At 70.8% G+C, this 23,934-nt stretch carries 27 protein-coding genes; 11 read left to right on the top strand and 16 right to left on the bottom strand.

The features are described from left to right. Window positions 1-114 precede the first annotated feature (114 nt). Complete coding sequence (locus tag QF035_RS13965) at window positions 115-498, top strand: hypothetical protein (RefSeq protein WP_307520585.1); 384 nt, start codon at window positions 115-117, stop codon at window positions 496-498. Between the two features lie 29 nt (window positions 499-527). Here QF035_RS13965 and QF035_RS13970 read toward each other — a convergent pair whose 3' ends face one another. Next, window positions 528-1,430, bottom strand: a complete 903-nt coding sequence (locus QF035_RS13970) for an AraC-like ligand-binding domain-containing protein (protein ID WP_307520586.1) — start codon at window positions 1,428-1,430, stop codon at window positions 528-530. Window positions 1,431-1,780: 350 nt separating this feature from the next. Next, a complete protein-coding gene (locus QF035_RS13975) occupies window positions 1,781-2,125 on the bottom strand; it encodes an ATP-binding protein (protein WP_307520587.1) in 345 nt (114 codons plus the stop codon). Window positions 2,126-2,238: 113 nt separating this feature from the next. Between QF035_RS13975 and QF035_RS13980 the strand changes: the two genes are divergently transcribed. Then, a complete protein-coding gene (locus tag QF035_RS13980) occupies window positions 2,239-3,075 on the top strand; it encodes a helix-turn-helix domain-containing protein (RefSeq protein WP_307520588.1) in 837 nt (278 codons plus the stop codon). Then, entirely contained in the window at window positions 3,072-3,272 is a 201-nt protein-coding gene (locus tag QF035_RS13985) for a DUF397 domain-containing protein (protein ID WP_307520589.1), read from the top strand. The genes QF035_RS13980 and QF035_RS13985 overlap by 4 nt, the downstream gene beginning before the upstream one ends. Here QF035_RS13985 and QF035_RS13990 read toward each other — a convergent pair. Together QF035_RS13990 and QF035_RS13995 are read right to left on the bottom strand one after the other, a co-directional pair. After that, on the bottom strand, window positions 3,247-3,747 hold the full coding sequence (locus QF035_RS13990) for a hypothetical protein (protein ID WP_307520591.1): 501 nt from the start codon (window positions 3,745-3,747) through the stop codon (window positions 3,247-3,249). The genes QF035_RS13985 and QF035_RS13990 overlap by 26 nt on opposite strands. Beyond that, window positions 3,744-5,456: a PHP domain-containing protein gene (locus QF035_RS13995; RefSeq protein WP_307520592.1), complete on the bottom strand. Its 1,713-nt coding sequence runs from the start codon at window positions 5,454-5,456 to the stop codon at window positions 3,744-3,746. The genes QF035_RS13990 and QF035_RS13995 overlap by 4 nt, the downstream gene beginning before the upstream one ends. 265 nt (window positions 5,457-5,721) lie before the next feature. Between QF035_RS13995 and QF035_RS14000 the strand changes: the two genes are divergently transcribed. Both QF035_RS14000 and QF035_RS14005 read left to right on the top strand, forming a co-directional pair. Continuing rightward, window positions 5,722-7,047, top strand: coding sequence for a jacalin-like lectin (locus QF035_RS14000; RefSeq protein WP_307520593.1), 1,326 nt, complete (start codon window positions 5,722-5,724; stop codon window positions 7,045-7,047). A gap of 119 nt (window positions 7,048-7,166) precedes the next feature. Continuing rightward, window positions 7,167-7,346: a hypothetical protein gene (locus tag QF035_RS14005; protein WP_307520594.1), complete on the top strand. Its 180-nt coding sequence runs from the start codon at window positions 7,167-7,169 to the stop codon at window positions 7,344-7,346. 54 nt (window positions 7,347-7,400) lie between these two features. Here the strand turns inward: QF035_RS14005 and QF035_RS55765 are convergent, their stop codons facing one another. The 6 genes from QF035_RS55765 to QF035_RS14030 form a co-directional block, all read right to left on the bottom strand. Beyond that, complete coding sequence (locus QF035_RS55765; RefSeq protein ID WP_373466646.1) at window positions 7,401-7,694, bottom strand: S26 family signal peptidase; 294 nt, start codon at window positions 7,692-7,694, stop codon at window positions 7,401-7,403. 290 nt (window positions 7,695-7,984) lie between these two features. Then, complete coding sequence (locus QF035_RS14010; protein WP_307520595.1) at window positions 7,985-9,925, bottom strand: ABC transporter ATP-binding protein; 1,941 nt, start codon at window positions 9,923-9,925, stop codon at window positions 7,985-7,987. Further along, a complete protein-coding gene (locus tag QF035_RS14015; RefSeq protein ID WP_307520596.1) occupies window positions 9,922-10,464 on the bottom strand; it encodes a hypothetical protein in 543 nt (180 codons plus the stop codon). The genes QF035_RS14010 and QF035_RS14015 overlap by 4 nt, the downstream gene beginning before the upstream one ends. A 52-nt stretch (window positions 10,465-10,516) precedes the next feature. Beyond that, complete coding sequence (locus QF035_RS14020; protein ID WP_307520597.1) at window positions 10,517-11,137, bottom strand: MauE/DoxX family redox-associated membrane protein; 621 nt, start codon at window positions 11,135-11,137, stop codon at window positions 10,517-10,519. Between the two features lie 94 nt (window positions 11,138-11,231). Next, entirely contained in the window at window positions 11,232-12,434 is a 1,203-nt protein-coding gene (locus QF035_RS14025) for a GDSL-type esterase/lipase family protein (RefSeq protein ID WP_307520598.1), read from the bottom strand. 16 nt (window positions 12,435-12,450) lie between these two features. Further along, complete coding sequence (locus QF035_RS14030) at window positions 12,451-13,020, bottom strand: TetR/AcrR family transcriptional regulator (protein WP_307520600.1); 570 nt, start codon at window positions 13,018-13,020, stop codon at window positions 12,451-12,453. A gap of 71 nt (window positions 13,021-13,091) precedes the next feature. Between QF035_RS14030 and QF035_RS14035 the strand changes: the two genes are divergently transcribed. Beyond that, entirely contained in the window at window positions 13,092-13,583 is a 492-nt protein-coding gene (locus tag QF035_RS14035) for an FBP domain-containing protein (protein WP_307520601.1), read from the top strand. Between the two features lie 31 nt (window positions 13,584-13,614). Here the strand turns inward: QF035_RS14035 and QF035_RS14040 are convergent, their stop codons facing one another. Then, the gene (locus tag QF035_RS14040; RefSeq protein ID WP_307520602.1) at window positions 13,615-14,484 is read right to left on the bottom strand and encodes a helix-turn-helix domain-containing protein; all 870 of its coding nucleotides are present in this window, start codon (window positions 14,482-14,484) and stop codon (window positions 13,615-13,617) included. A gap of 245 nt (window positions 14,485-14,729) precedes the next feature. Here QF035_RS14040 and QF035_RS14045 point away from each other — a divergent pair, with 245 nt between their 5' ends. From QF035_RS14045 to QF035_RS14060, 4 genes are all read left to right on the top strand, one after another. Continuing rightward, a complete protein-coding gene (locus QF035_RS14045) occupies window positions 14,730-15,665 on the top strand; it encodes an alpha/beta hydrolase (protein ID WP_307520603.1) in 936 nt (311 codons plus the stop codon). Window positions 15,666-15,764: 99 nt separating this feature from the next. Beyond that, window positions 15,765-16,343: a TetR/AcrR family transcriptional regulator gene (locus QF035_RS14050; RefSeq protein ID WP_307531104.1), complete on the top strand. Its 579-nt coding sequence runs from the start codon at window positions 15,765-15,767 to the stop codon at window positions 16,341-16,343. A gap of 175 nt (window positions 16,344-16,518) precedes the next feature. Next, window positions 16,519-17,913 carry a hypothetical protein gene (locus QF035_RS14055; protein WP_307520605.1) on the top strand — a complete coding sequence of 465 codons (1,395 nt, stop codon included), beginning with the start codon at window positions 16,519-16,521 and terminating at the stop codon, window positions 17,911-17,913. Between the two features lie 16 nt (window positions 17,914-17,929). Then, complete coding sequence (locus tag QF035_RS14060; RefSeq protein ID WP_307520606.1) at window positions 17,930-18,655, top strand: hypothetical protein; 726 nt, start codon at window positions 17,930-17,932, stop codon at window positions 18,653-18,655. On the opposite strand, the gene QF035_RS14065 is transcribed toward QF035_RS14060, so the two are convergent. The 3 genes from QF035_RS14065 to QF035_RS14075 form a co-directional block, all read right to left on the bottom strand. Continuing rightward, window positions 18,642-19,064: an NUDIX hydrolase gene (locus tag QF035_RS14065; RefSeq protein WP_307520607.1), complete on the bottom strand. Its 423-nt coding sequence runs from the start codon at window positions 19,062-19,064 to the stop codon at window positions 18,642-18,644. The two genes, QF035_RS14060 and QF035_RS14065, sit on opposite strands and share 14 nt — an antisense overlap. 78 nt (window positions 19,065-19,142) lie before the next feature. Further along, window positions 19,143-19,958, bottom strand: coding sequence for an isocitrate lyase/PEP mutase family protein (locus QF035_RS14070; RefSeq protein ID WP_307520608.1), 816 nt, complete (start codon window positions 19,956-19,958; stop codon window positions 19,143-19,145). Continuing rightward, on the bottom strand, window positions 19,955-20,473 hold the full coding sequence (locus tag QF035_RS14075; RefSeq protein ID WP_373466647.1) for a hypothetical protein: 519 nt from the start codon (window positions 20,471-20,473) through the stop codon (window positions 19,955-19,957). The genes QF035_RS14070 and QF035_RS14075 overlap by 4 nt, the downstream gene beginning before the upstream one ends. A 153-nt stretch (window positions 20,474-20,626) precedes the next feature. Between QF035_RS14075 and QF035_RS14080 the strand changes: the two genes are divergently transcribed. Next, a complete protein-coding gene (locus tag QF035_RS14080) occupies window positions 20,627-21,049 on the top strand; it encodes a hypothetical protein (RefSeq protein ID WP_307520609.1) in 423 nt (140 codons plus the stop codon). A gap of 9 nt (window positions 21,050-21,058) precedes the next feature. On the opposite strand, the gene QF035_RS14085 is transcribed toward QF035_RS14080, so the two are convergent. After that, window positions 21,059-22,789, bottom strand: coding sequence for a DUF2264 domain-containing protein (locus QF035_RS14085; protein ID WP_307520610.1), 1,731 nt, complete (start codon window positions 22,787-22,789; stop codon window positions 21,059-21,061). 83 nt (window positions 22,790-22,872) lie between these two features. Further along, a complete protein-coding gene (locus QF035_RS14090) occupies window positions 22,873-23,919 on the bottom strand; it encodes a rhamnogalacturonan acetylesterase (protein WP_373466648.1) in 1,047 nt (348 codons plus the stop codon). Window positions 23,920-23,934: the final 15 nt, after the last annotated feature.

The following is a 23,934-nucleotide window of genomic DNA, read 5'->3' on the forward strand; positions in this document are numbered from 1 at the left end:
TCTGGTCCCTGACAGATGTCAGGGACCAGAGCCTCCCGGGCCTGCCTACAGTGCGGGGCGACGAGTACGGAACCAACCCGCAGTCCGACCCGCCACGGCATCGAAAGGAACGTCATGCGCAAGATGACCGCAGCGCTCGCCGCCGCCGGAGCACTCGCCCTCACGATCACCACCGCCCAGAGCGCCGCAGCCGATGGGCACGGCCGCGGCTGGTACGGCGTGTGGGCGGACGGGGTCAACGTCCGCGACATCAACGAGGGCAACTGCGTCCACTCACCGAGCACCTCCAACTGCCCCACCGTCATCGGCCAGATCAACTCCTGGGACGAGGTGCTGGTGTACTGCCAGGTCCCGGGCCAGACGGTCGGCGGCAACCCCTACTGGGTCATGGTCGCGCCGCGGGGCTGGGACAAGTACGGGATCATCTCCAGCTACTACGTGGAGAACAACACCAACTGGATCGACGGCGTACCCGGCCTGAACGGCTGCGTGATCTAGAGCCCGTCAGAGAGGCCCTGGTAACCGGGTCACCGCTCCCGTCGCAGGTCGCGGGCCGTCATGTCGTACTGGGACTTGAGGGCTCGGGCCAGGTGGCGTGGGTCGTGCAGGCCCCAGCGGGCGGCGACGGCGGCTGTCGTACGGCCGTCATGGGCGGGGTCGAGCAGGTCGCGGCGGATGCGGTCGAGGCGTTCGCCGCGCAGCCAGGCCGCGAAGGGGATGCCGGTGCGGTGGAAGAGGCGGTGGAGCTGGCGGGCCGAGATGCCGTGGGCCGCCGCGACCGAGCCGACGCACAGGGACGGGTCGGAGATGTTCGCCAGCACGTAGACGCGGATGCGGTCGACCAGTTCGGTGGCCGTGTCCATCCGGCCCGGCTCGGTCTCCGTGAAGGCCGCGAGGAGTAGGGACACCAGGGCATCTCCCGCGTGGGCCTGGGCCGGGCCCGCCAGTTCGTCGAGGTGGCTGCCGAGTCCCTGAAGGAACGCGGCGAGCACCGCCTGCGCACCGGTGTCGGCGGGCAGGCGACGGGCCGCCCGGGCTGCCACGGTGTCGGCGTGCCGCCCGAGTTCGGTGCGCGAGATGCCGACGGCCATGACGTCACAGTCGTCGGCGACGGCTAATCGGTACGGGCGTGTCATGTCGAAGACCACGAAGTCGCCGCTGTGCGCCCGGGATTGGATGCCGCCCTGGTCCACCGCGGCGGGCTCGGGCGACCTGTGCAGCGTGATCTTCAGCAGCTCGGGGTCGGTGGACGAGATCGCCCGCGCCGACCGCTGGACCAGATGCCCCGAGCCACGGATCCGCGCCACCGCCGCCCGTCCGACGACCGCCGCGTCGATGTCGGCCCGGAACACGTTCGCCTCAACTCCCGTACCTGCCACCGGCCTTGGTGCCGTCACCGCGAGTGGCGCGAGGACCGTGGACGCGGCCATCTGTAACTCACCGACAGTGGCCTGGTGTACGTGTAAGGCGCCACCGCTCATCGAACCGCTCCCTGACTCGCCCGGGCATTTATCGGTATATCGATTGACCCACTGGAGAGTTACCCGGTTTCTGGGCGCGAATCGGCGACGGGCCGGGCGGGAAGTGGAGACTCGCCACGCCGCCGCTTCCGTACCTTCTTCCTGGGGGAGCGACGTCGGCTGGGACCCTCACCACAGTTCCAGCCGGCTGCTCCACCACCGGTGTCACCGGCACGGCACCCGGACCTCCGCCCACACCACCTTGTAGGTCCCGCCCAGGCACAGGTCCGTACCCCACTTCTCGGCCAGCGCGGCCACGATCAGCAGCCCGCGCCCGCCCTCGTCCGACGGCTCCTGGAGCACCGGCCGCCGCTCGGTCCCCCGTCGGCGACCTCGATACGTACGACATCCTCGTCGTCCCGCAGCACCAGCCGTACGCGGAAGTCGCGGCCCCGCACCCGCCCGTGCCGCACCGCGTTCGCCGCGAGCTCGGCGACAACCAGGGTCACGGACTCGCTCGCCTCGCTGTCGTAGGCGAACCCCCACACGTCCATCCGGTTCGCGACCAGCCGCCGCGCGAGCCGGGCCCCTCGCGGGGTGCAACTGAAGAGCTGCGTGAACGTACGTACGGTGTCGGGCACTTGGACCCGGATGTCTCCTTGCATGGGTCAACGGTCCCGGGGCGACGGGCCGTCGACCAGCTCCGCCACTCGTACGCTGGGCACCGTACGAGTTCACGTTGTGGACAGTACGCGTGACGTTCCGTGACCATGTCGGAATGACCAACAGCACGACGAACGAGCCCGAGCCGTCGGACAGTTTGAAGACGTTCGGGCTGGTCCACAAGGCTTTCCGCAAGCGGGCGGGTCTGACGCAGGAGGAGTTCGCCCCGCTGGTGCGGTACCAGCCGTCGACGGTGGCGTCGATCGAGCAGGGGCGCCGCTTACCGCCGCGGGTGTATGTGGAGCGGGCGGAGGAGGTGTTGGATGCGTTCGGGGTGCTGCGGGCGGCTGCCAAGTATGCGACTCGGGAGCCGGGTTTGGCTTCTTGGTTCCGCAAGTGGGCGGACTTGGAGGAGCAGGCGGTGACTCTGCATACGTACGAATGCCGGGTCGTGCCGGGCCTGTTGCAGACGGAGGCGTACGCCCGGGCAGTGATCTGGAGCGTGCCGCCCCTGCCGACCGAGGAACAGGTCGAGCAGCGCGTGGCCGCGCGGCTCGCCCGCCAGGAGTTGCTCAGCACGCGCAGGGAGCAGCCGACGGCGTTCAGCTTCATCATCGAGCAGGCCGTGCTGGAACGGCATACGGGCGGTGAGAACGTCACACGGGAGACGCTCGACCACTTGCTGGACTTGAACGACCGGCACTGGAACATCGAGTTGCAGTTGATGCCCCTGCGGCAGGCGAATCACGCAGGCCTTGACGGCCCGGTGCGGCTGCTGGAGACCCCGGAGCACGAGTGGTTCGCGTACTCCGAGGGGCAGCAGACCGGTGTTCTGATCTCCGACCGGAAAGAGATCAGCTTGGTCCAGCAGCGGTATGCCAAGATGCGCTCACAGGCTCTCACGCCCGAAGACTCCGTGAGCCTGCTCCGGGAGATGCGAGGAGCGCTATGAGCACCACCACCGAACTCGCCTGGTTCAAGAGCAGTTACAGCGGCTCGCAAGGCGACGACTGCGTCGAAGTCGCCGCCTCCCCCGCCGCCATCCACGTCCGCGACTCCAAGAACAGCCGCGGGCCTCAGCTCGCCCTCTCCCCCGACGCCTGGGCGGGCTTCATCTCGTCGGTCAGTGGTCCGCGCAGCACGGCGTAGGGTCCGGGACCTCGAAGGGGACCAGTACCCCTCCCACCGCGGGCATGAGGGTGAGGACGAGTTCGCCGTCCTGCCACTGCGGGCGGACGTGATCCCTCGTCACCACCCCCTGCCCCGGCGGGGGTTCACCCGCCGACCCCAGTACTGTGACGCGGTCGATCGCGGAGCCGGACAGCAGCTCCGCGACCGTCACCGTGCCGGTCAGGGCGGCCGACCCGGGGTAGACGACGGCCCGGCCCACCTCGTCGGGCGCGCCGGTCGTCACCTCGTACCCCTTGGCCGTGAGCAGTCGCGCGGCCTCCCCGGACGCCGTCGTGAACGACAGCACCACCCGCGGCCGTTCCCCCCGCACCAGGTGGGTACAGCCGAACCCGCCCTCCGCGAGGGCGAGTTCGGCTGCCAGCTCCAGCAGCAGGTGGTCGGCCGCACGCAGGTCGCGCACGTCGGTGTCGACCGTGATGACGTGCTGGTTCACGCGGGCAGGACCCACACGGGGTTCGAGTAGAACCACAGGTCGTTCCAGGGGTCGGCGTCGCCGACGACGTCGATCGCGGGACCGGCGGGGTCGACGGCCGCACCCCGCGAGCCGACGGCGGACCGCTTGCCGTCGGAGCCGCGCAGGCGGACGTACAGCGGGCGGTCGACGCGACCGAGGGAGTACGTGATCCGGACCGTGCCGGTGGACTTGTTGACCTCGTACGACTTGACGACCTTGGCGGTCGGCGCGGTGAAGGTGTCCTTGTCGGCGACCGGTCCGGTGACGTCACCCTGAATGACGTCCACGCGGGCCAACTTCGGTGTGAAGCCCGCCCAGTTGGGGCCGTCGGCGAGAGCGATCTCCACGGTGAGCGTGACGTTCGTGCCCTTCTTGACGTGCAGGGCGCCGCCGAGGGTGGCCCAGCGGCTGCCGCCGGAGAGGCGGACGTCGAGGCCGCTGAGGAGCTGGCCGTGGTCGACCCAGACGCGGCCGGCGCGTATGCCGTCCATGACGGCGGCGTACGAGAAGCCGTCGGAGCCGACGTGGGTGCGGCTGTACTGGCCGGGCCAGTAGTCGCCCTGGGTGATGTCGATCTTCCCGGCGTAGACCGGGTCGTCGTAACGGCCGTTGGTGTTGAAGTCACCGCCGCCGCGCGCGGCCGTGTCCGCGTAGACCTGGTGCGAGTCGGAGTTGGCGCTGATCCACCAGGCCTTGCCCTCGGCGAGGAGGCTGTCCCACAGGCCGCCGACGGTGGCGGTCATCCAGTCGAAGCCGCCCCAGGTGCGGTAGCTCTCCGGCGGGTAGCCGGCGAAGGAGTCGACGCTGGGGTTGTTGTCGTAGATGCCCCGGGCCCGGCCCATGCCGAGGGGCGCGGGGATACCGGCGGCCTGGTGGCCGGGCGCGCCCTCGAAGCCGACGGCGATCTGGTGGCTCGCGGGCGTCGCGTCGCGCCAGGCGCGGATCTCGTGCGGGGAGTCGACACCGCGACGCGCCGGGTGGTTGGCGAGCATCAGCGCGTCCTTGACCTTGCGCCGCTTCACCTGGTCGCCGAGGAAGGCGAGACCCGCGACGGCGAGCGCCTCGTTGGCGGGCGAGGAGCCGGAGGCGTTCTTGACGCTGCCGTCGTAGTCGGTCTCGAACTGCTTGAGGACGGAGACCTCGTTCTTGCCGGGGTGCACAAAGACCGTGCCGTGCTCGGCGCCCGGGATGTTCCACTCCAGGCCCTGGAAGACGAGGGTGTCCTCGTAGGCGTCACGGGCCGCCTTGATGTCCGGGTTGACCTTGTCCACACCGATCTTGGCGTGCGTGGTGCTGCCGTGGTCGGTGATGACCAGCCAGTCCATGCCGTGCCTGGCGCCCTGACGGACCTGGTCGACGACGCGGTACTTGCCGTCGCTGCTGTACTGCGTGTGGATGTGGTGGTCGCCCGCCAGCCAGAGGAAGCCCTTCTTTCTCCGGCCACCGGACGCCGGCTGGGCGGCGGCGGCCGTCCCGCTCGTCGCACCGCCGAGCACTCCGGCGGTCGCCAGGCCCGCGCCGAGCAGACCCGCGCGGCGCAGCATGGAGCGGCGCGACCGCTGGTCGGGTGTCAGGGCCTCGTCGGGCACGGAGGTGTCGAAGGCGGCCGGAAGGCTCGTACCGCCCTCGTGAGCGTGGTCGTGGTCGTGATGGTGGTGCCCGTGTCCATGCCCGTGGCTGTGCCCCATGTCGGCCTCCTGTGTCGAGCGCCGCCGGTGCGGACGCGCGTATGGAGACTCGATGCGAAACATGAACTTTGGTCGACACCACGGTGATCACAGGGCGACACCGACACGGCAGGTCGCCTCGTCTCCCACTGTTCCCCCAACTGCCCTTGTCCGTCACACTGGTTGACCTTGAACCTGAACAACATTCAGGTTCCGGCATTTCAGGTTCCTCCGCTCGTCCCCCTGATCCTCCCCGCTGTTTCCTCCGACTGGAGACACCCCCACCATGAGAAGACTCATCGGCTCCCTGATGGCCGGCGCGCTGGCCTTCGCCGGGCTCACTGCCGCCGCCTCGACCCCCGCCGCTGCCGCCGCCCCCTCCTCCGGCACCTTCAACGTCCTCACGTACAACGTCGCGGGCCTCCCGGAGTTGCTGAGCTCCGGGAACCCGGAGGTGAACACCCCGCTGCTCGCCCCGCGTCTCGGGGCGTACGACATAGTGAACGTGCAGGAGGACTTCAACTACCATGCGGCGCTGTACGCGGGCGACAACCACCCGTACCGCACGGCGACCAGTGGCGGTGTGCCCTTCGGCGACGGGCTCAACACCCTCTCGGACTACGCGTTCGACGACTTCGAGCGGGTGCGGTGGAACGACTGCACGGGCACCAACTGCCTTACACCCAAGGGCTTTTCGCTCGCCCGGGTCCGGCTGGCGGAGGGCGTCTTCGTCGACCTCTACAACGTGCACACGAACGCGGACGACACGGCCGAGGCCCACGCCGCCCGCCGCGCGAATGTCGCACAGCTCTCGGCCTTCATCACCGCGAACTCCTCGGGCAACGCGGTGATCGTCATGGGCGACACCAACACCCGCTACACGCGCGCGGGCGACAACATCCGCCTGCTGTCGACCGCGAACGGTCTCACCGACGCGTGGGTCCAGCTGGTGCGCGGCGGAAACGCCCCGGCCCAGGGCAGCGACGCGATCGTCTGCCCCACCACCGCGCCCACGAACGCCTGCGAGGTCGTGGACAAAGTCCTCTACCGTGGCAGTGACCTCGTGAACCTCTCCGCGAGCCGCTACAACAACGAGTGGGCGAAGTTCCTGGACTCGGCGGGCGGCAACCTCTCCGACCACTTCCCGCACACCGTCGACTTCTCCTGGACGCTGCCGGCCAACCTCCGGGCGAGCGACACGTTCGGCGGCCCGCACGGCACGGCCTTCAACGACGCGGACAACCTCCCGGCCACGCCCTCGCCGCGCACGCTGACGCTGCGCGGTGCCTCCCGCCTGGACGCGGTGTCGCTCACGCTCGACGGCGGTACGTCCCTGACGCACGGCGGCACGGGCGGTACGGCGGCCTCACTCACCCTCGCCGCCGGTGAGCACCTCACCTCGGTCAAGCTCACCCGGGGCCAGAAGGACGGCCGGACCCGGGTCTTCTCGGCCGCCTTCACCACCGACAAGTCCCGTACGGTGACGGCCGGTTCGGCCACCTCCGACGCGGTGACCTACACGGCTCCGGCCGGCTGGCAGATCGTCGGCTTCACGGGCCGCTCGGGCGACGAGATCGACAAGCTGGGCGTGGTGTACGCGCCGATCGGCTGATCCCGTCGGCGACGACGCGACCGACGAACCTCCGCCCGGACAGGTGTGTACGGCCTGTCCGGGCGGCTGCGTGTGCGGGCTGTTGGCGTGGGATTCACCTCGATGTGTACGAGCGGCACATGGGCGACCCAGGGGTCGGGCAGCTCCAGCGGCTCCGCGAGATCACCGGGGGACAGCTCGCGGCGTACCCGTTCCGTGCGATCGGCGTGCTGGGAGTCGCGGGAGGCACCGCCTCCACAGCCGCGGCCAACGAGATCTTCCCCCGTCCCGGGCCCTCGCCGGAGGCGTTCGCATGGTGATGGTGTGGGCCGACTGTCAGGGTAGGTGGCCTCGGGCTCTCAGGACAGGGGAGCTCAGGATGTGCCTCGACGGTCCGCCATCGTCCATCCGCCCCGCGGGGACGTGGTGGGGTCGGGCCCTCGGTGTGCCGCATGGGGCAGCAGGACGACACCGAGAACACGCGCCGCGGGAACACACCCCAGCTGCCGCGAGTCGACGCTCGCCCGTGCGTTGTCCCCGAGCAGCACGAGGCTGCCGGACGGTACGCGGTCCGGCCGGGAGTGCGCGGAAGCGGCCGCGCCCTGGCCCGGCCGTGGACCGGCATGAGTGAGCGGGTCCCCCTGCACGGCGCCCACACGCTTGATCATCCACTCTCGCCCGCGCACGGCGCCCGCCCCCGCGCCGGGCGGCAGCGCTGGGCGGAGCCAGCTGTTTCCCGGCCCGGGGCGTTCCGCCACGACCACCCGCCCCCGGGACGGCCGGCGGACACGAAGGACCACGACCCGGTCGCCGTCGTGATAGGCGGGGCTCCATACTCGCGCCGCGTACGGTGACCGAGACCAGCACTCGGCGCGTCAGTGCGGCGATGGCGGCCGTGACCGCCACGCCGAACGCGAGGAGCGGCAACCTTCTTCCCATGCTCTCCCCTTGTCGGCTCTCAGTGGTTCCTCGTCGTGGCAGTGGCAGTGGACGCGGGCAGCGGCGCATCCGTGCCGTGGGGCCGGTAGCCCTCCGCCTGCAGCGCGAACAGCCTCGCGTACGTGCCCTCCGCGGCCAGGAGGGCGGCGTGGTCGCCCCGTTCCACGACCTTGCCCTCGGACAGCACGACGATGAGATCGGCGTCCCGTATCGCGCCCAGCCGGTGCGAGATGAGCAGACTCGTACGTCCCTCGCGGTGCCGGCGCAATGACCTGTGCAGGTCGTGCTCGGCGGCCGCGTCCAGGCCGGCGGAGGGCTCGTCGAGGATCATCAGCTCGCAGCGGTCGCGGAGGAACGCGCGGGCGAGTGCCAACCGCTGCTGCTGCCCGCCCGACAGGGACACCCCGGTGCCCACCCCGTCCGTGCCCCGGTCCGGCGAGCCTGCCGTGTCCGGGGCCTCCGGAGTGTCCGCCGTCATGAAGAACGTCCGCGACAACAAGGTCGCGTAGCCGTGCGGCAGCCCGCTGATCGTGTCGTGGATTCCGGCGCGGAGCGCGGCGGTCCGCAGCCGGGGAGCATCGTCGAGGGCGTCGAGATCGCCGAGGGCGATGTTCTCGGCGGCCGTCATGTCGTAGTGCATGTAGTCCTGGAAGACCGCACCGATCCGCCGTCTGAGTTCCGCCGCGTCGACCTCGCGGATGTCCACGCCGTCCCAGCGGATCGTGCCGCGCGTGGGGTCGTAGAACCGGCACAGGAGTTTGACCAGGGTGGATTTCCCGGCCCCGTTCAGGCCGACGAGGGCCAGCGCCCCTCCGTGCGGGATGTGCAGGGTGACCCCGCGGAGCACCCAGGGGTGGCCTGGTGCGTAACGGAACCACACGTCGTCGAGGGTGATGCCCCGGCTCAGGACGGGAAGGGGGCACGGCTCCGCCCTGGTCGGCAGGTCGGGACCCGCGGTGGTGACGACCAGGTAGTGGCCGAACAGTTCCAGTGCCTGATGGGAACGGGCGATCTCGCCGGCGATCATGGACAGCGAGCCCTGTACGGCGGCGACCGCCGCCACGAAGACAGTGACGTCACCGCTCGAGAGGGCCCCGCTGTGCGCGGCGGCGACCGCCCACACCAGCCCTGCGCCGGAGACCGCCGCGGTCAGTGTCGCGAGCCCCGCCTGGACGACGACGTCCCGCCGGTCCATCGCCCGTTTGGCCGCGTTGGCCGTCCTTCGCTCCGCCAGCATCCGGCCGCGCAGGAATCCGCCGGTTCCGAACAGCCGTATCTCCTTGGCCGCTTCCACGCTGGACAGCAGGTCGACGTAGAAGAACTCCCTCCGTTCGACAGGCCCCACCTTCCAGATCATCCGGGCCCGCCGACGTGACAGGGAGATCTCGGCGGCCAGCATCGGAACGCCCGACAGCAGGAGCAGTACGGCCATGACCGGGCCCAGGAGGAACAGCGTGCCGACGAAACCGGTCAGGGTGAGAAGGGCCCGCAGTACGTTCAGTCCGCCACCGACCACGTCGTTCGGATTCATTCCGACATTGGGCTGGGCGAGCCGCAGCCGGTCGAGGAAACGCGGGTCCTCGAACCGTCCCAGGCCCACGAAGCGGTTGGTCGCGGTGAACAGCCGGTCCTGGGTCAACAGCCCCGCACGACGGTCGAGTTCGCCGCGCAGGTACTGGATGAGCTGGGGCAGCGTCGCCGTACCGACACCGGCCGCGGCCAGCCCCGCGACGAGTGCGAGCAGAGTGCCACGCGGCCCCCGGTCGACGATGTTGTCGACGACCAGCTTCATCAGCCACGCCGAGACCACCGGTGTGACGCTCGTGACCAGGGTGAGGGCGGTGTGCGCGGCGAAGGCTACGGGAGCGGCCCGTACGGACAGGGACACGGCGGCCGTGAACCGGCTCGGGACGCTCGGCATCGGGGTGCTCTCCCGACGCACCGGGGCCTTCTCGCTCATGCGGCGGGCGACGGCCGTCGGTCCAGGTCGACCCGTGCCTCGGTCACGACCGACCGGCCGCCACCGTTCGCCCCCACCCTCATGACGGACGGGAATGCCGCGACCTGGAAGGCCGGGCCCACGGTCCCGTGCTGAGCCGGTTCCGCCACCACCTGCGCCACCGGTGTGAGCTGGGCGACCATGTCGGTGGTCCGTGCGACGTCACCGACGACCGTGGCGAGCACGCGCTCGCGTCCGCCGGGCATGGCCCTCGCGTACTCCACGAACTTGGGCAGCTCCTCCTTGCAGGCCGGACAACCGGGCGAGAAGAAGCCCACCAGCGTGTCGTCCGCGAGCCCTTCACGGCTGAGTGGAGTGCCGTCCACGGTGACAGTGGTGAACTCGCCAACCTCCTCCCCGACACCTATGGAGGCGCGGCCGCTGAGATTGCCGATCAGTTCCGTGTGCTCCCGCAGCCGTTTGACCACGCCCAGAGTGAGCGTCAGGTCCAGGGCGCACAACAGCCCCACGAACACCACGGCGACGATCAGGAACGGCATGAGTCCTCCCATGGACTGTCATCTGTTTTGACCTGTCAGCTGTGTTGGGCTGTCAGCTGTTCTGAGCTGTTGTCTGTCTTGAGCCGTCAGCTGCCCGGTCTTCACGTGGCGGTCTGTCGTCCCGGTCTCCCCGGCCGCCTCCCCGGCCCACTGGCGGGACGGCCGGGGCGAAGAGTTCCAGAAAGTCGTCCAGCAGCACGACCAGGCCGGCGCCGCACAGTCCGGCCAGGGCCGCGACGCACGCTCCGGCCGGCCGGAGCTCGCCGGGCAGCAGCACGGCCGGGGTGCCCACGGCTGCCCCGGCCGCCAGCAGAACATTGCGCAGCACGTGCGGGCGGCCCAGGGGACGTACGGAGGTACCGCCGAAGCACTGGCACGGCGCGTGGACGCCGCGACGCACGGCATGGGCGATGCCGACGGCGAACACGGTCAGCAGCGTGGCCGCCAGCACGAACCCGGCGGCCGGGCTCACCACCAGCAGCATCCACGTGGCGAACTCCGCCACGACGATGATCCGCGCCGCCGCCCCGACCCAGCCCCCGGGCAGCAGGTCCATCGTGCGCAGGGACTCGGCGAAGGCATGGAAACGCCCTCGGCCCGCGACCTTGCTCAGCGACGAGGTCAGGAAGACGACGCCGATCAGGCAGCGCAGGGCCAGGGCCACATAGGGCACGGGAATCTCCTTCGGCTTCGGCGCTCCGGGTGAGGCGGTGCGATCCGCGCCGACCGGGGTCCGGGAAGTCCTCGGCTCCCCGTCCCCCGGCGGCTCACGGATGGCGATCGGTCAGACCGGTCCCGGTCCCGGTGGCGAAGGGGCCGCCGTCGCCGAAGACGAGCCGTGCGAAGTTCTCGCCGATGCGGCGGTGTCCCGCGGGGTCGGGGTGGACCTCGTCGGGCAGCGGCAACTCGGCGTAGTCCTTCTCGCCGTAGAGGTCGCGACCGTCGAGGTAGTGCAGGTTCGGGTCGTCGGCCGCCCGCTGTCCGACGATCCGGGCGAGTTCGTCGCGGATGACGTTGAGCGTCAGACGCCCGGCGGCGCGTTCGGCGGGATCGCCCGTGGCCTTGAACCGGAGGGTCCCGCCGTCGAGGTCGGGCGCGAGGGGGCCCGGGGTGTCCTCCTGGACCGGGCACAGGACGGGGGACACGACCAGCAGCGGCGTGGTCGCGTGCCCCTCGCGGATGGTGTCCAGGAACCCGTGGACCGCGGGGGTGAAGGCGCGCAGGCGCATCGCGTCGGCGTTGACGACGTTGATGCCGATCTTGAGGCTGATCAGGTCCGCGGGGGTGTCCCGCATCGCACGCGCGGTGAACGGGTCGAGCAGCGCGCTGCCGCCGAACCCCAGGTTGACCAGCTCCACACCGCCCCGGCTTGCGGCCAGGGCCGGCCAAGTGGCGGTCGGGTGGGCCGCGTTGGAGCCATGGCTGATGGAACTGCCGTGGTGCAGCCATACCTTGCGGCCGTTGTCCGGCGCCTGCTCGACGGGGGCATCGGTGCGCAGGGCGATCAGCTCGGTGATCTCCGTGTGCGGAAGCCAGATCTCGATGTCCTTGTCGCCCGCGGGCAGTTCGGCGAACCGGGCCGTGCCGGCGGGCCCCTCGGTCAGCTCGGCGGACTGCGTGACCATGTCGACGATCGTGCGTACGTTGCCGCCGGCCACCGTGGCCTGGGCGGTGAGACGGCCGTCGACCAGCAGGTCGTACACGCCGTCCGCCGGGGCCGGGAAACCTCGGTAGACCCGCTTGGTGGGCAGCGTGTCCAGTTCGACTGTGGTGGCCCTGGTGCGGAAGGCCAACCGCACGCCGGAGGGCTGGGCCTCGGCCACGGCGAGCTGGTCGTCGGGGATCTGGCGGCGAGCCCGGGCGGGCAGGCGATGGGGCAGCAGGCCGTGCGGGGTCTGTTCCAGATCCAGGAAACCGCGCAGCAAGTCCGCGGTGACGGGCGTGGTGATCCAGTCGTGTTCGGTGTTCATTGCCTCGTTCATCGCCTCAGGTCGTGGTCCAGGTGCGCAGCAGGGTGTCGAGGGCGTCCAGGGTCCAGGCCCAGGATTCCTGCGAGGGGACGGCGGTGTGGCTGAAGCTTCCGGCCATCTCCAGGCTCACGTATCCGTGGAAGACGCTGCCCAGCATCCGGACCGCGTGCGTCTGGTCCGGCTCCGTCAGGTCGTAGCCGCGCAGGATCGCCCGCGTCATCTGCGAGTGCCTCACCCCGGCACTGGCGGCCGCCGTCTCGGGGTCGAGCCTGAGCCGGGCGGCGTCGTAGCGACCGGGGTGCTCCCGGGCGTAGTCGCGGTAGGCGTCCGCGAAGGCGGCCAGCGCGTCCTTGCCTGCCCGCCCGGCCACGGCAGCGGCGACCCGGTCGGCGAGTTCCTCCAGCGCGAGCAGGGCGATCCGCGTCTTGAGGTCGTGCGAGTTCTTCACGTGCGAGTACAGACTCGCGACCTTGACGTCGAACCGCCGGGCGAGCGCCGAGACGGTCACCTGGTCGAAGCCGACCTCGTCGGCCAGCTCCGCCCCCGCCCGGGTCAGACGCTCCGTGGTCAGCCCCACTCGAACCATAACCGTCCTCTCTATTGCCGACAACCATTATGCATTTGCCTAACATCTTTAGGCAAATTAGCCTGCCTCTCATGAAACCTCTGACCGAGCAAGAGATCCGTACGGCGTTCGTGAACTGCACCAAGGGCGAGTCGAAGCGCCTGTCCGTCCCCCGCGACCTGGCCGAACGGCCCTGGGACGAGCTGGACTTCCTCGGCTGGCGCGACCCCCAGGCCCCCGACCGTGCCTACCTCGCCACCGAGCTGGACGGCCGCCCGGTGGCGCTCGCACTGCGCGGCACCGGCGCCGCTTCCTGGCAGACGCGGCGCAGCATGTGCTCGATATGCCTGACCACCCACACCGGAGGCGTCTCGCTGATGGTCGCCGCGAAGGCGGGCAAGGCCGGGCAGCAGGGCAACTCCGTGGGCGCCTACATGTGCAGCGACCTCGCCTGCCCCCTGTACGTACGGGGGAAGAAGGACGCGGGCGTCGGCGCGCGGCTCCCCGAGTCGCTGACCCTGGAGGAGAAGATCCAGCGGACCGTCGCGAACCTCGGCGCGTTCATCGCCAAGGTCACCGCGTGAAGCAGCCGCCGCCGGGCAAGGCCGCCGGCGTCTAGTGGTCCGCCGCGGAGTGGCCGGCCGATTGCGCGGCCCAGGACGCGAGGATGCGCAGACGGTCGTGGCTGGGGGTGCCGGGTTCGGCGGTCAGGGTGATGAGCTGCTGGTCGGGATCGGCGGTGCAGGTGAGGAAGGACCAGTCGAGGGTGAGCTCACCCGCGACCGGATGGTTCAGGACCTTCGTGCCCGTGCCCTGGACGGCGACGCGATGGGCGCCCCACCACCGCCGGAAGTCGGGATCCTGGAGCGACAACTCGCCCACCAGCTCGACCAGCCGTGGATCCTGCGGGTCACGGGCGGCCTCCATACGCAGCTGGGCCAGGCTCGTCCGTGCCACCCAGTCCCAGTCCGGGTACAGCGCCCTGATGGCCGGGTCGCGGAAGACCAGCCGTACGAAGTTGCGCTTGTTCTCGGGAATCCGCGCGAAGTCGGTGAACAGGGCGGCGGCCATGGGGTTCCAGGCGAGGATGTCCGTGCGCCGGCCCAGGACGACGGCCGGTGTGGTGGCCAGGTCGTCCAGCAGACGCCGTAGCTGCGGCTGGACCTTCTGCGTGGTGCGCCGGCGGGGCCGGGCGGCGTCCTTGCCCGACAGCTCGAACAGGTAGGCACGCTCGCTGTCGTCGAGCCGGAGAACACGCGCGAGGGTGTCCAACACCGGTTCGGAGGCCTGGCGGCGGCCCTGTTCCAGGCGCGTGTAGTAGTCGGGGCTGATCGACGCCAGCAGGGCAACTTCCTCCCGGCGCAGCCCCTTGACCCTGCGCCGGCCGCCCGAATCGGGCAGCCCGACCTGGGCCGGGCCCAGCTCCGTGCGCCGCGCCTTGAGGAAGGCACCCAGCTCGCCGGGGTGCGCGTTGCCGCTGCTCATGGATACGAGTCTTACAGACAGCCATGCCCGTGACAGGGGGCCTGACGTGTCCCAGGACAGGGTTGTCCGAGGACAGGAGTCGCCCCTTACCCACCCGCGTACCGCGTGGGAGCGTCGATGACATGACCGGCGGACGGGCCTCCCCGAGGCCGTCACAGCACTTCCGCACCGCACCGGCACCGGCACCCGCACCCGCACCCGCACCCGCACCCGCACCCGCACCCGCACCCAGGAGACGCAGAAACATGAAGGCCGACGTCACCTTCCCCAGCAACAACCTCACTCTCGCCGGGATTCTCTTCACCCCCGATACGCCCGACACCCCCGATGACCACGTCGGCGGCCGGTTGCCCGCCGTCGTCATCTCCCATCCCGGAGGCGGCGTGAAGGAGCAGAGCCCGAGCATCTACGCCGAGCGTCTGGCCGCTGCCGGGTTCGCCGCGCTTGTCTTCGACGCCGCCCACCAGGGCGAGAGCGAGGGCGAGCCGCGCGGTCTGGAGAACCCGTTCCAGCGGGCCGAGGACATCAAGTCCGCCGTGTCCTACCTGACCACCCGTGCCGACATCGACCCGGACCGCATCGGGGCTCTGGGCATCTGCGCGTCCGGCGGTTACGTCCCCTTCGCCGCGCAGACCGACCACCGCATCAAGAGCGTCGCCACGGTCAGCGCCGCGGACATGGGCTCGGTGATCCGTGAGGGACTGGGCCGCACACAGGACCCGGCGGTCCTCGATGCCATGCTCGACCGGGCCGGTGAACTGCGCACCGCGGAAGCGCGCGGCGCGGCCCCGCAGTTGGAGGCGTGGATCCCCGACAACGCCGAGGAGTTGCTGGAGACGGCCACCAGGCAGTTCCGGGAGACGTACGAGTTCTACCGCACCCCGCGCGGCCATCACCCCCGCGCCGACCAGGGGTGGGTGCTGCGCAGTGTCGACCTGCTCGCCCAGTACGACTCGTACGCGATGATCCGGCTCATCTCGCCCCGGCCCCTGCTGATGATCGCCGGTTCGGAGGCGGAGACCGCCTACTTCAGCCGGGAGGCGATCGAGAGGGCGGCCGAGCCCAGGGAACTGTTCGTCATCGAGGGCGCCACCCACATCGACCTGTACGACAGGGACGAGTACGTCACGCCCGCCGTCGCCAGGCTCACCGAGTTCTTCGGCAAGCACCTGGCCGGCTGACCGCCCGCGATCCGAGACCGGGATCCAAGGCCGGGATCCGCCGCCTTGCTTGCTACCATCTCCAGGTTTTTGGCCAGAACCCTTAGGAGATGGTTGATGATGGCCCGTGCCGGGATCACGGCCGACCGGCTCGTCGAGGCCGCTGCCGATCTCGCGGACGAGGTCGGCTTCGAGAGCGTCACGCTGTCCGCGCTGGCCCGGCGGTTCGGTGTGAAGGACGCGAGCCTGTACTCGCACGTCAGGAGCCTGCACGACCTGCGCACCCGGGTCGCGCTCCTCGCGGGCGGCGAGATGATCGACCGGATCTCCACGGCGGTGGCCGGACGGGCCGGCAAGGACGCCCTGGCCGCCTTCGCCGACGCCTACCGTGAGTACGCGCTGGAGCGGCCGGGGCGGTACGCGGCCACCCAGATCCGTATCGACCAGTCCCTCGTCGCCGCCTCCCCCGCCTTCGCCCGGACCGCCGAGGTCACGTACGGGATGCTCCGCGCGTACGGCCTCGACGAACCCGATCTCACCGACGCCGTCCGCCTGTTGAGGAGCACCTTCCACGGCTACTGCGCGCTGGAGGCCTCCGGCGGCTTCGGTGCGCCCCGTGACGTACAGACGTCCTGGAACCGGACGATCGACGCGCTCCACGTGCTGCTGGAGAACTGGCCGACTACGAGCGCCCCGTAGCGGCGGGGAGCTGTGACATCTTTCGGTGCCGCCGAGTGGGCACGACCGGCCACGACGAACTCGCGCCTTTCACCCATGAGTTGCCCTTGAGTTGCCCTACCCCAGGTGCCCCCCTGACCACTTAGACTGGAAACTTCGCCGGTTTCAGGTGCCGCCCTGGGGGAGGGAGCGCGCAGTGTCCCAACAGCAGCTCCGACGCAACCCGTCCAGGCCGGATCCCGATCCGCATCTGCCCCATGGCCCGCGCCCCGCGCGAATAGTGCGCTGGCTGGGCGGATTCGGCTGCGCGGCCGCCGGCTACGCGGTGTTCCAGTCCCTCGTCGGGGTGCTGCCGGACAGCATCGACGGAGATTCCGCGCGGTACGCGATCGCCGCGGTGAGCGGGCTCGCGACGGCCGTCGCGGCCTGGCTGTCGGCGGCACTGCTCCGGTCCCGGTACGCGGACGCGGACAACACCCCTGTATTGCCGGGGCCGTTGACGGGCACTGCCTCCGCTCTGTCGGGGCCAGGACCGCTCCCCGCGCTCTTCTCCGCCGCCTACGACACCCTCGCCGAACAGGTCTGCGTGGTCGACGACCCGGTCCGCGGGCGGCTCACCGGATGGGCGCACTCCCTCGGCGAGAGCGGCCCCGGCCGACCCACCTCGGTGGGTACCGCGTACGGCCTGCACATCATGCTGGACCTCGGGATGCCCGAGGGCCGGATCGGCGCGGGCGACCTGGTGGACACTCTGTGGCGGCTGCGACTGCCCGACGGCGGATGGTCGGCGCGCTCGCAGGGTTCCGAGGCCCGCCCGGCGGTGACCGCCCTGGTGCTGGGCGCGCTGGCCCGGGCAGGCGCTTCGCGGGAGCGGCTGGCGGCCGAGGTGGCGGTGTGCGAGACGGGCTTCACCCATGAACTCGACCGTACGGGACGGGAGTTGACGCATGTCGTGACGACCGTGCTGCGCGGTCTGCTGCGCGCCGCGCCCGGTTCGGAAGCGCTGTCGCTGCTGCGGGACGCTCTCGTCGAGGGCGCGGTCACCGATCCGCGTCGCGAGCACCGCCGTTGCTGGGGCTACCGGCTCGCTCCCTTCCACGGACCGCCGTCGCCGCTGCACACCGCACAGGCCGTGGTCGCGCTGGACCGTGCGGCCCGGGTGCTGGGCGGCGAGAGCGCCAACGGCCGCGCGGCCCGCGAGGACGGCGTGCGCTGGCTGCTGGCCTGCCCGGACGCCCCGCACGACGCCTGCCTCGATCTGGCCAACCTCCGCGAGGAGGTGCGCAGGCCCCGCACCGACGACCCGTCCCGCCACGAGGTCCTGAACGTACGGCACTTCACCGCTTCGTGGGTCGTCCGCGCCCTGCTCACCCCCGGCGCCCGGGACATCGCCCGCGAGGACGGCCTGGAGGAGGAGTGGCGGGACCGGCTGAACGGCGCGGTCAGCGCGGTGTGGGCCGGGCAGACGGACGGCATATGGACCTGGGTCCGCGACGACACCAGCGAGCTGCGCCGCCCCATGTGGATGACCTATCAGGGCCTTTCGGCGCTGCGGGCTCATGCCGTATGGGTATACCAACCGCATGGCTGAGACAGGAGAAGCGTGCATGGGTGGTCGGCAGGTCCTGGCGGCTCGGAGGCTGCTCGCCGAGGCACTGGACGGCGAACTGCCCGAACACGAACGGGTGTTGGCGGCCCGCTCGGTCGTCGCCGAACTGGGTTCCCCCGACCGGCTGTTGGAGCTGACCGCCGAACTCGCCTCCGGTGAGGGCGACCCGGAGGGCTGCGCCCGCCTGTCGTACCGCCATGTCCTCGGCTTCGACAAGCTCCTGCTCATCGACGGCGGTCCGCACCACATGCTGCGCGCCCATCTGTGGCACGCGGGGCGTGGGGTGATCGGCAAGGAGGACATCCACAACCACCGTTCCCCGCTTGCCTCTTACGTCGTGCGGGGGCGTCTGGCGATGGAGCTGTACGCGCCCCGGGAGGGCGGCAGTGTCGAGGCGGACCGCTACCGGGAGTCCCTGGCGGACGAGTCGGCCGACTGGCTGCTGGAGCCGACGGGACCGGCCCGGCTGCACCTCACGCAGGTCGCGGAGTACGCGGCGGGCAGCACCTACGCCCTGCCGGCGCACACCCTGCACCGCGCGTGGTGCGACACGGCCGAGCCGACGGTGACGCTCTTCCTGGAGACGGGGAGCGGACGGCGGCAGCACACCGACGTGTTCACGGCGGCGGGGCCGCATCCGGGGTCGGTGCCGAAGGTGCCGCTCGACGTGGCCGACTATCTGGCCGAACTCGACGCGCTGGCGGAGCTGCTCAGAAGCTCGTGAGGGCCTGTCGGACGATGTCCAGGTTGTACGCGTCGATGTCGACGCTGTCCAGCTCGGCGGGGCTCAGCCAGACGTACCGCTGATCCGGCTTCTGGAGGGTGATGTGCCAGGAGAGGGGCTTGACCAGGAAGTTGTCCTGCCAGTTCTTGATCTCGTGCCCTTGGTACTCACTCACGAACGATGATTCGCCGACCTTCCGGACGACCTCGCCGAGCAGGCCCGTCTCTTCCTTGAGCTCCCGCAGCACCCCGTCCTCGGGACTCTCGCCGGGCTCCAGCTTTCCGCAGGGAACGCCCCACACCAGGGGCAGGAACCGCTCGGTCTCACTGCGGCGCACCAACAGCACACGGCCTTCGTGCATCACGACGGCGGCCGCCAGTCGCTTGTCGCCGGGGATCTCCATGTCCATGGTTCCTCGGTCCCTCGGTTCCTCGCCGGTCGGAGTCCACAGGGTTCTATACCCACGAAAACATCAACGCTACCAGGGTCACCCAAGGGTGTCCGGCCGTTGGGAGCCGGGCCGTACGAGCGCCTGCACCTCGCCGTACGTCGGTGCCGGCCCCTCGACGGACCGGCCCGCGCGGATCAGGGCCGCCGTCTCCACCGCCGCGCCCAGGGCCCTGCGGTAGAGGAGCGAGCCGAGGCTGATACGGCGTACGCCCAGGTCGGCGAGGGCGGGCACGGTCGGACCGGTGGGCGAGTAGAGGATGTTGAGGGGAATGTCCAGGGTCTTCAACAGGGCGGTGATCCGGGACGGTTCGGAGAGGCCCGGGACGAACACGCCGTCGGCGCCCGCCTGTTGATAGGCGTCGAGGCGTCGGCTCGTGTCGTCCAAATCACCGGCGCCGCCATCGCCGTCGCCGCCCAGCCAGTGGGTGTCGGTCCGGGCGTTCACGAACAGGCCCGGTACGGCGGACTTCACCGCCGCGATCTTCGCCGCGTGGAGTTCGAAGGGTGTCAGGGTGCCGTCGGGACGGCCGTCCTCCAGGTTGATGCCCACGGCCCCGACGGCCACCAGCTCGCGGGACACCCCGGCGACCTCGTCCGGGTCGTCACTGAAACCGCCCTCGGCGTCGACCGAGAGGAGGAACGGGCCGCTGCTCAGCGCCAGGGCCAGATTGAGCGTCGCGTCACGGGTCGCCGCCGCCCCGTCGGGCAGTCCGGCGGCCGCGGCCACTCCCAGGCTGGTCGTGCCGACCGCCGCGAAGCCCTGGGCGGCCAGGGCCGCCGCCGAGGCGTGGTCCCAGGCGTTGGGAAGCAGCAGCGGGGCGTCGGCGTGGTGGAGTGCGGCGAAGGCTGTCACGGCGTGCCGCCCAGGTCTCCCACGGCGTCGGCGTAGTACGTGGATCCCGTGAGGTGGAAGGCGAGTTGACGGAAGGTCCAGCCCTCTCCGGGCGAGTGGTCGAGCTGTTCCTCGGTGAGCGCGGACAACCGGTTCGCCCACATCCGGGCCAGCCGGCCGAGCCTGCTGCGGGCCTCGTCCAGGTCCTCCTGGGTGAAGGGCGCGAGATCGGCCGGTGTGGTGGTCGCGGAGGCGTGCCAGTGGTCGGGCAGCGGGCGCTCGCCGACGAGCCGTGCCTCCAGTTCGGCGAGGTGGTCGACCAGGTGGTCGGCGACCCTGCGGACGGCCTTGTGCGGGGTGTAGACACGGTCGTCGACGTGGGCGGGCGTCCCGTCCCAGGCGGTCCAGGTCGCGGCCAGGGCGAGGACGTGGTCGACCATGGCGGTGACCGCTTCCGCCGGGTTGCGGTCGTCGGTGGCCGGGGCGTCGTACCCGGAGGCCGCAGGTGCCGCGGTGCGTGCTTCGGACGTGGTCATACGGCAACGCTAGGGGCGGAACGCTTCGGTACTCGCCGAACAGTCCGGGACCCGGAGGCGGACCCGCTCCCTCCGTGCAACCCCTGCCGGGACTCGGGCGTCTCAACCAGCGCCGGGCACCCCTGCGTGCCCGGTACGGGGGAGGACGGCGCGATGGCCGACAAGGGGAAACACGGATTCGTCCGGAGCGTGCGCCGGTTCTTCTGGCTGCCCCGGGACATGCCACGCCGTCCGGCCGCGGCGATGCCCCTGGTGCGGGCGTGGCTGTTCGCGCTGGCTGTGGGGGCCCTCTTCGCGGTGTTCACCCCGGACGACGATGTCCTGACGCCGTCGATCATGACGGTCGTCGTGTGGGTGGCCACGCTCGACGACGTGATCAAAGGTGTGCGGCACCGCTGGCCGGCCTTCCTGATCTCGTGGGCCGTCGGCTGGGGTCTCGCCCGGCTCCTGTCCGTGAAGCTGCCGGGTCTCGGCGATTCCCACTGGGACGAGTTCGCCGCCTTCGCTCCGGCGACGGCGGTGTCCGTGGTCATGTTCGTCGAGATCACCCGGCTGCCCCAGAACCGACACCTGTGACCCGCGCGCTCAGACGCCCGGCCGCTCGGTGCCGACCGTGACCGCGCCGTCGTCCAGCCGGGCCCGTACCTCGCGCCCACCGCTCCAGCAGGCATGGATCTCGTTCGTCCCGTCCACGACGGTCAAGGTCACAGACTCCTCCAGCGGGACCGGATCCGGCTCGGCGGTGAGACGGGCGAGCGCGACGAAGACGGTGTCGGTTGCGGCCGTGACACCGGTCAAGCCGTCGGACGATGCGCTCAACAGACCGTGAATGGGCCGGAGTTCGGCTTGTGCGCCACTCTCCCCGGTCGCCCACCCAGTGACCCGTACCGCCGTGCCCTCCGGCGCGGCCGACACCCGGAACGCCCGTACCTCCACCGCGCCCTCGGCCAGCACGAGGCTCGTGACGCGGGCACCGGAGGCCGTCGTGTGCCGGGAGGCCACCCAGCCCTCGCCGACACCCAACGGCTCGATGCCGGTGCGGCTCGGGTCGTCTCCGACGATCACGCTGTTGTCGTACGACGTTGAGGGCGTCGTCACCGTCGAGTACGCGAGCCGTGTGTAGTACGGGTCGTAGCGGACGTCCTCGCTGCCGTGGTTGTGGAGGCGGACCAGACCGTCCGAACTCGTGGACTGCAGAAGCCAGTTGGGCGGGCCGATCGGGTGGGACTCGTCAGCCCGGTCCGCCGGTCGAGGCTCCTCTGTCGCAGTCCACACCTCGTGGTCCGGCGGGAGCAGCAGGCCGAGGAAGCCCTTGCTCGCCCAGTACGGGGAGGCGGGGCCCGAATAGCCTTGCAGGACGGCCGAGTCGGGGCCGTGCCAGCCGAGGGTGAGCAGGCCGTGGCCGTCGACGGCTCCCCGGTCGAGGAAGTACTTCAGCGCGCCGGACCCCAGTCGCCGCGTCCCGCCCGGCGACAGGGGCGTACGGCCGGTGAGCGCGCCGAGCCAGAGGGGCGCGGTCGTCGCGAAGCGGTAGGTCAGTGAGCGGCCCTGGTGCATCGGCGCACCGTCGCCGCCGAACAGGCGGGCGTAGTCCGCGAGATGGGCCGAGAGACGGCCGCCGTAGAGGTCCAGCAGCCGCTCGTCGTCGGCCAGCCAGGCGTGCAGCACCGGGTACAGGTGCATGGCCCAGCCGTTGTAGTAGTCGAAGGCGCGCCCGTCGCCGTCGGTGTACCAGCCGTCGCCGACGTACCACTGCTCGATGCGGTCGAGGCCCCGGTCGATCGCGGCACGGGACAGCGTGGGCTCGTACCCGATGTCCTCCAGGAAGCCGCCGACCGTCACCGGGAACAACTCCCAGTTGCAGGGCCAGGGTTCGGCCGTCAGCGCGTCGCCGAGCCAGGCCGCGGCCCGCTGCCGTACTCCGTCGTCGAGGCGGTCCCAGAGGAGGGGCCGGGTGAGGCGCAGGGCGAGGGCGATGGAGGCGGCCTCGACGAGGGGCTGGCTGCGGTCCTCGATGCGCGGCCAGATGCCGGCCGTTCCGGCGGCGAGGCCTTCGGCATACCGTTCCAGGGCCTTCTCGTCGCGGCGGAAGGCCGCCAGCATCAGCGTACGGGCGTATCCCTCCAGGCCGTCGGAGAGGCGGCCCGACCAGCTCGTGTGCTCGCCGGGCAGGTGATAGAGGGCGCGGTCCTCGGTCGCGTACGGCTCCACGGCCGCGAGCAGGGAGTCGGCCGCCGCCTCCCAGTGCGCGCGTGTGTAGCCGGTGTGCGGGCTGAGGGCGCGGTCCTCGGGGATTCCGGCGGGGCCTGCGGACATCGGTCGGGCTTCCTGTCTCGCTCGGGTGGAATGTGTGTACCTGGGACGCCCCGGTTCCGGACGGGACGCCCCAGGAGTCCAGCTCACCTCACCAGGCGCTCGGGCACCAGGTGTTGGGCAAGTAGTTCGTCGCGGACGAGTTCCGCGTACGCCGTCGCGCCGTACGCGGAGGTGTGCGTGTTGTCCCTTTTCTCGTTGTAGAGGTAGAGCGCCTTGGAGCCCTCGACACCCAGTGACTCGACCAGGGCCTTCGTCCTGGCCGTGAGGTCGATGAGCGGCACGTCGCGGGCGGCGGCGACCGAGCGGGTGACGGCCGGATGGTCGACGCCCAGGCCGTTCACCAGCAGGGCCGTGCCGTTGTTGAGAGTGCCGTCACTGTTGAACCAGCGGCGGACGATCGGAGTGACCAGAACCGGTCGGCCACCCTTGTCCCGTACGCCCGCGACGAGCGTTTCGAGGTTCGCGCGGTACGTCGCCTCGTCGGTCTGCTTGTCGTTGTGGGCCAGCTGGATGAGAACGAGGTCACCCTTGCGGATCAACGGCTGGACGGTCCCGAAGAGCCGCGGGTCGGCGAGGTAGGTGACCGTACTCTCCCCGGAATCCCCGTAGTTGGCGACCGAGACGCCCTTGCGAAGGTACTGCGGAAGTTGCTGGCCCCAGCCGGAGTAGGGGTCACCCGGCTGATCGCAGACCGTCGAGTCACCGACGAGGAAGATCTGGCGGGTGTGCCGGACGGCGGCCGGAGTGACCCGGATGTCGGCGAGCGCGGGCGCCGAGCCGCCGACGACCAGGTCGAGACCGGGCGTGCCCTCGGCTCCGGTGGGTTCACCCTCGGGCGTGCGGACGTTCACGGTGAAGGTGCGGGTCACCGCCTCGCCCGCCCCGGTGGGCGTCTCGGCGAGCAGGGTGCGCCGCGTCTCACCGGTGATGCCGGTGCTCGCCGCGGTGTCACCGCCGAGCCGGACACGCACGTCGTACGTGCCGGGCGCGACGTCGAAGTGGCATGCCGTCGCGGTGCAGTTCGCCATCCCCATACCCGTCCCCGTCCCCGTCCCGCGGCCGTGTGCCTGGGCCGGGACGGCGGACAGAGCCGTGGCGGTGGTCAGCGCGGCCAGCAGGGTGATCGTCATGCGTCTCAACGCGAC

It is taken from the genome of Streptomyces umbrinus, from assembly GCF_030817415.1.
Classification (GTDB): domain Bacteria; phylum Actinomycetota; class Actinomycetes; order Streptomycetales; family Streptomycetaceae; genus Streptomyces; species Streptomyces umbrinus_A.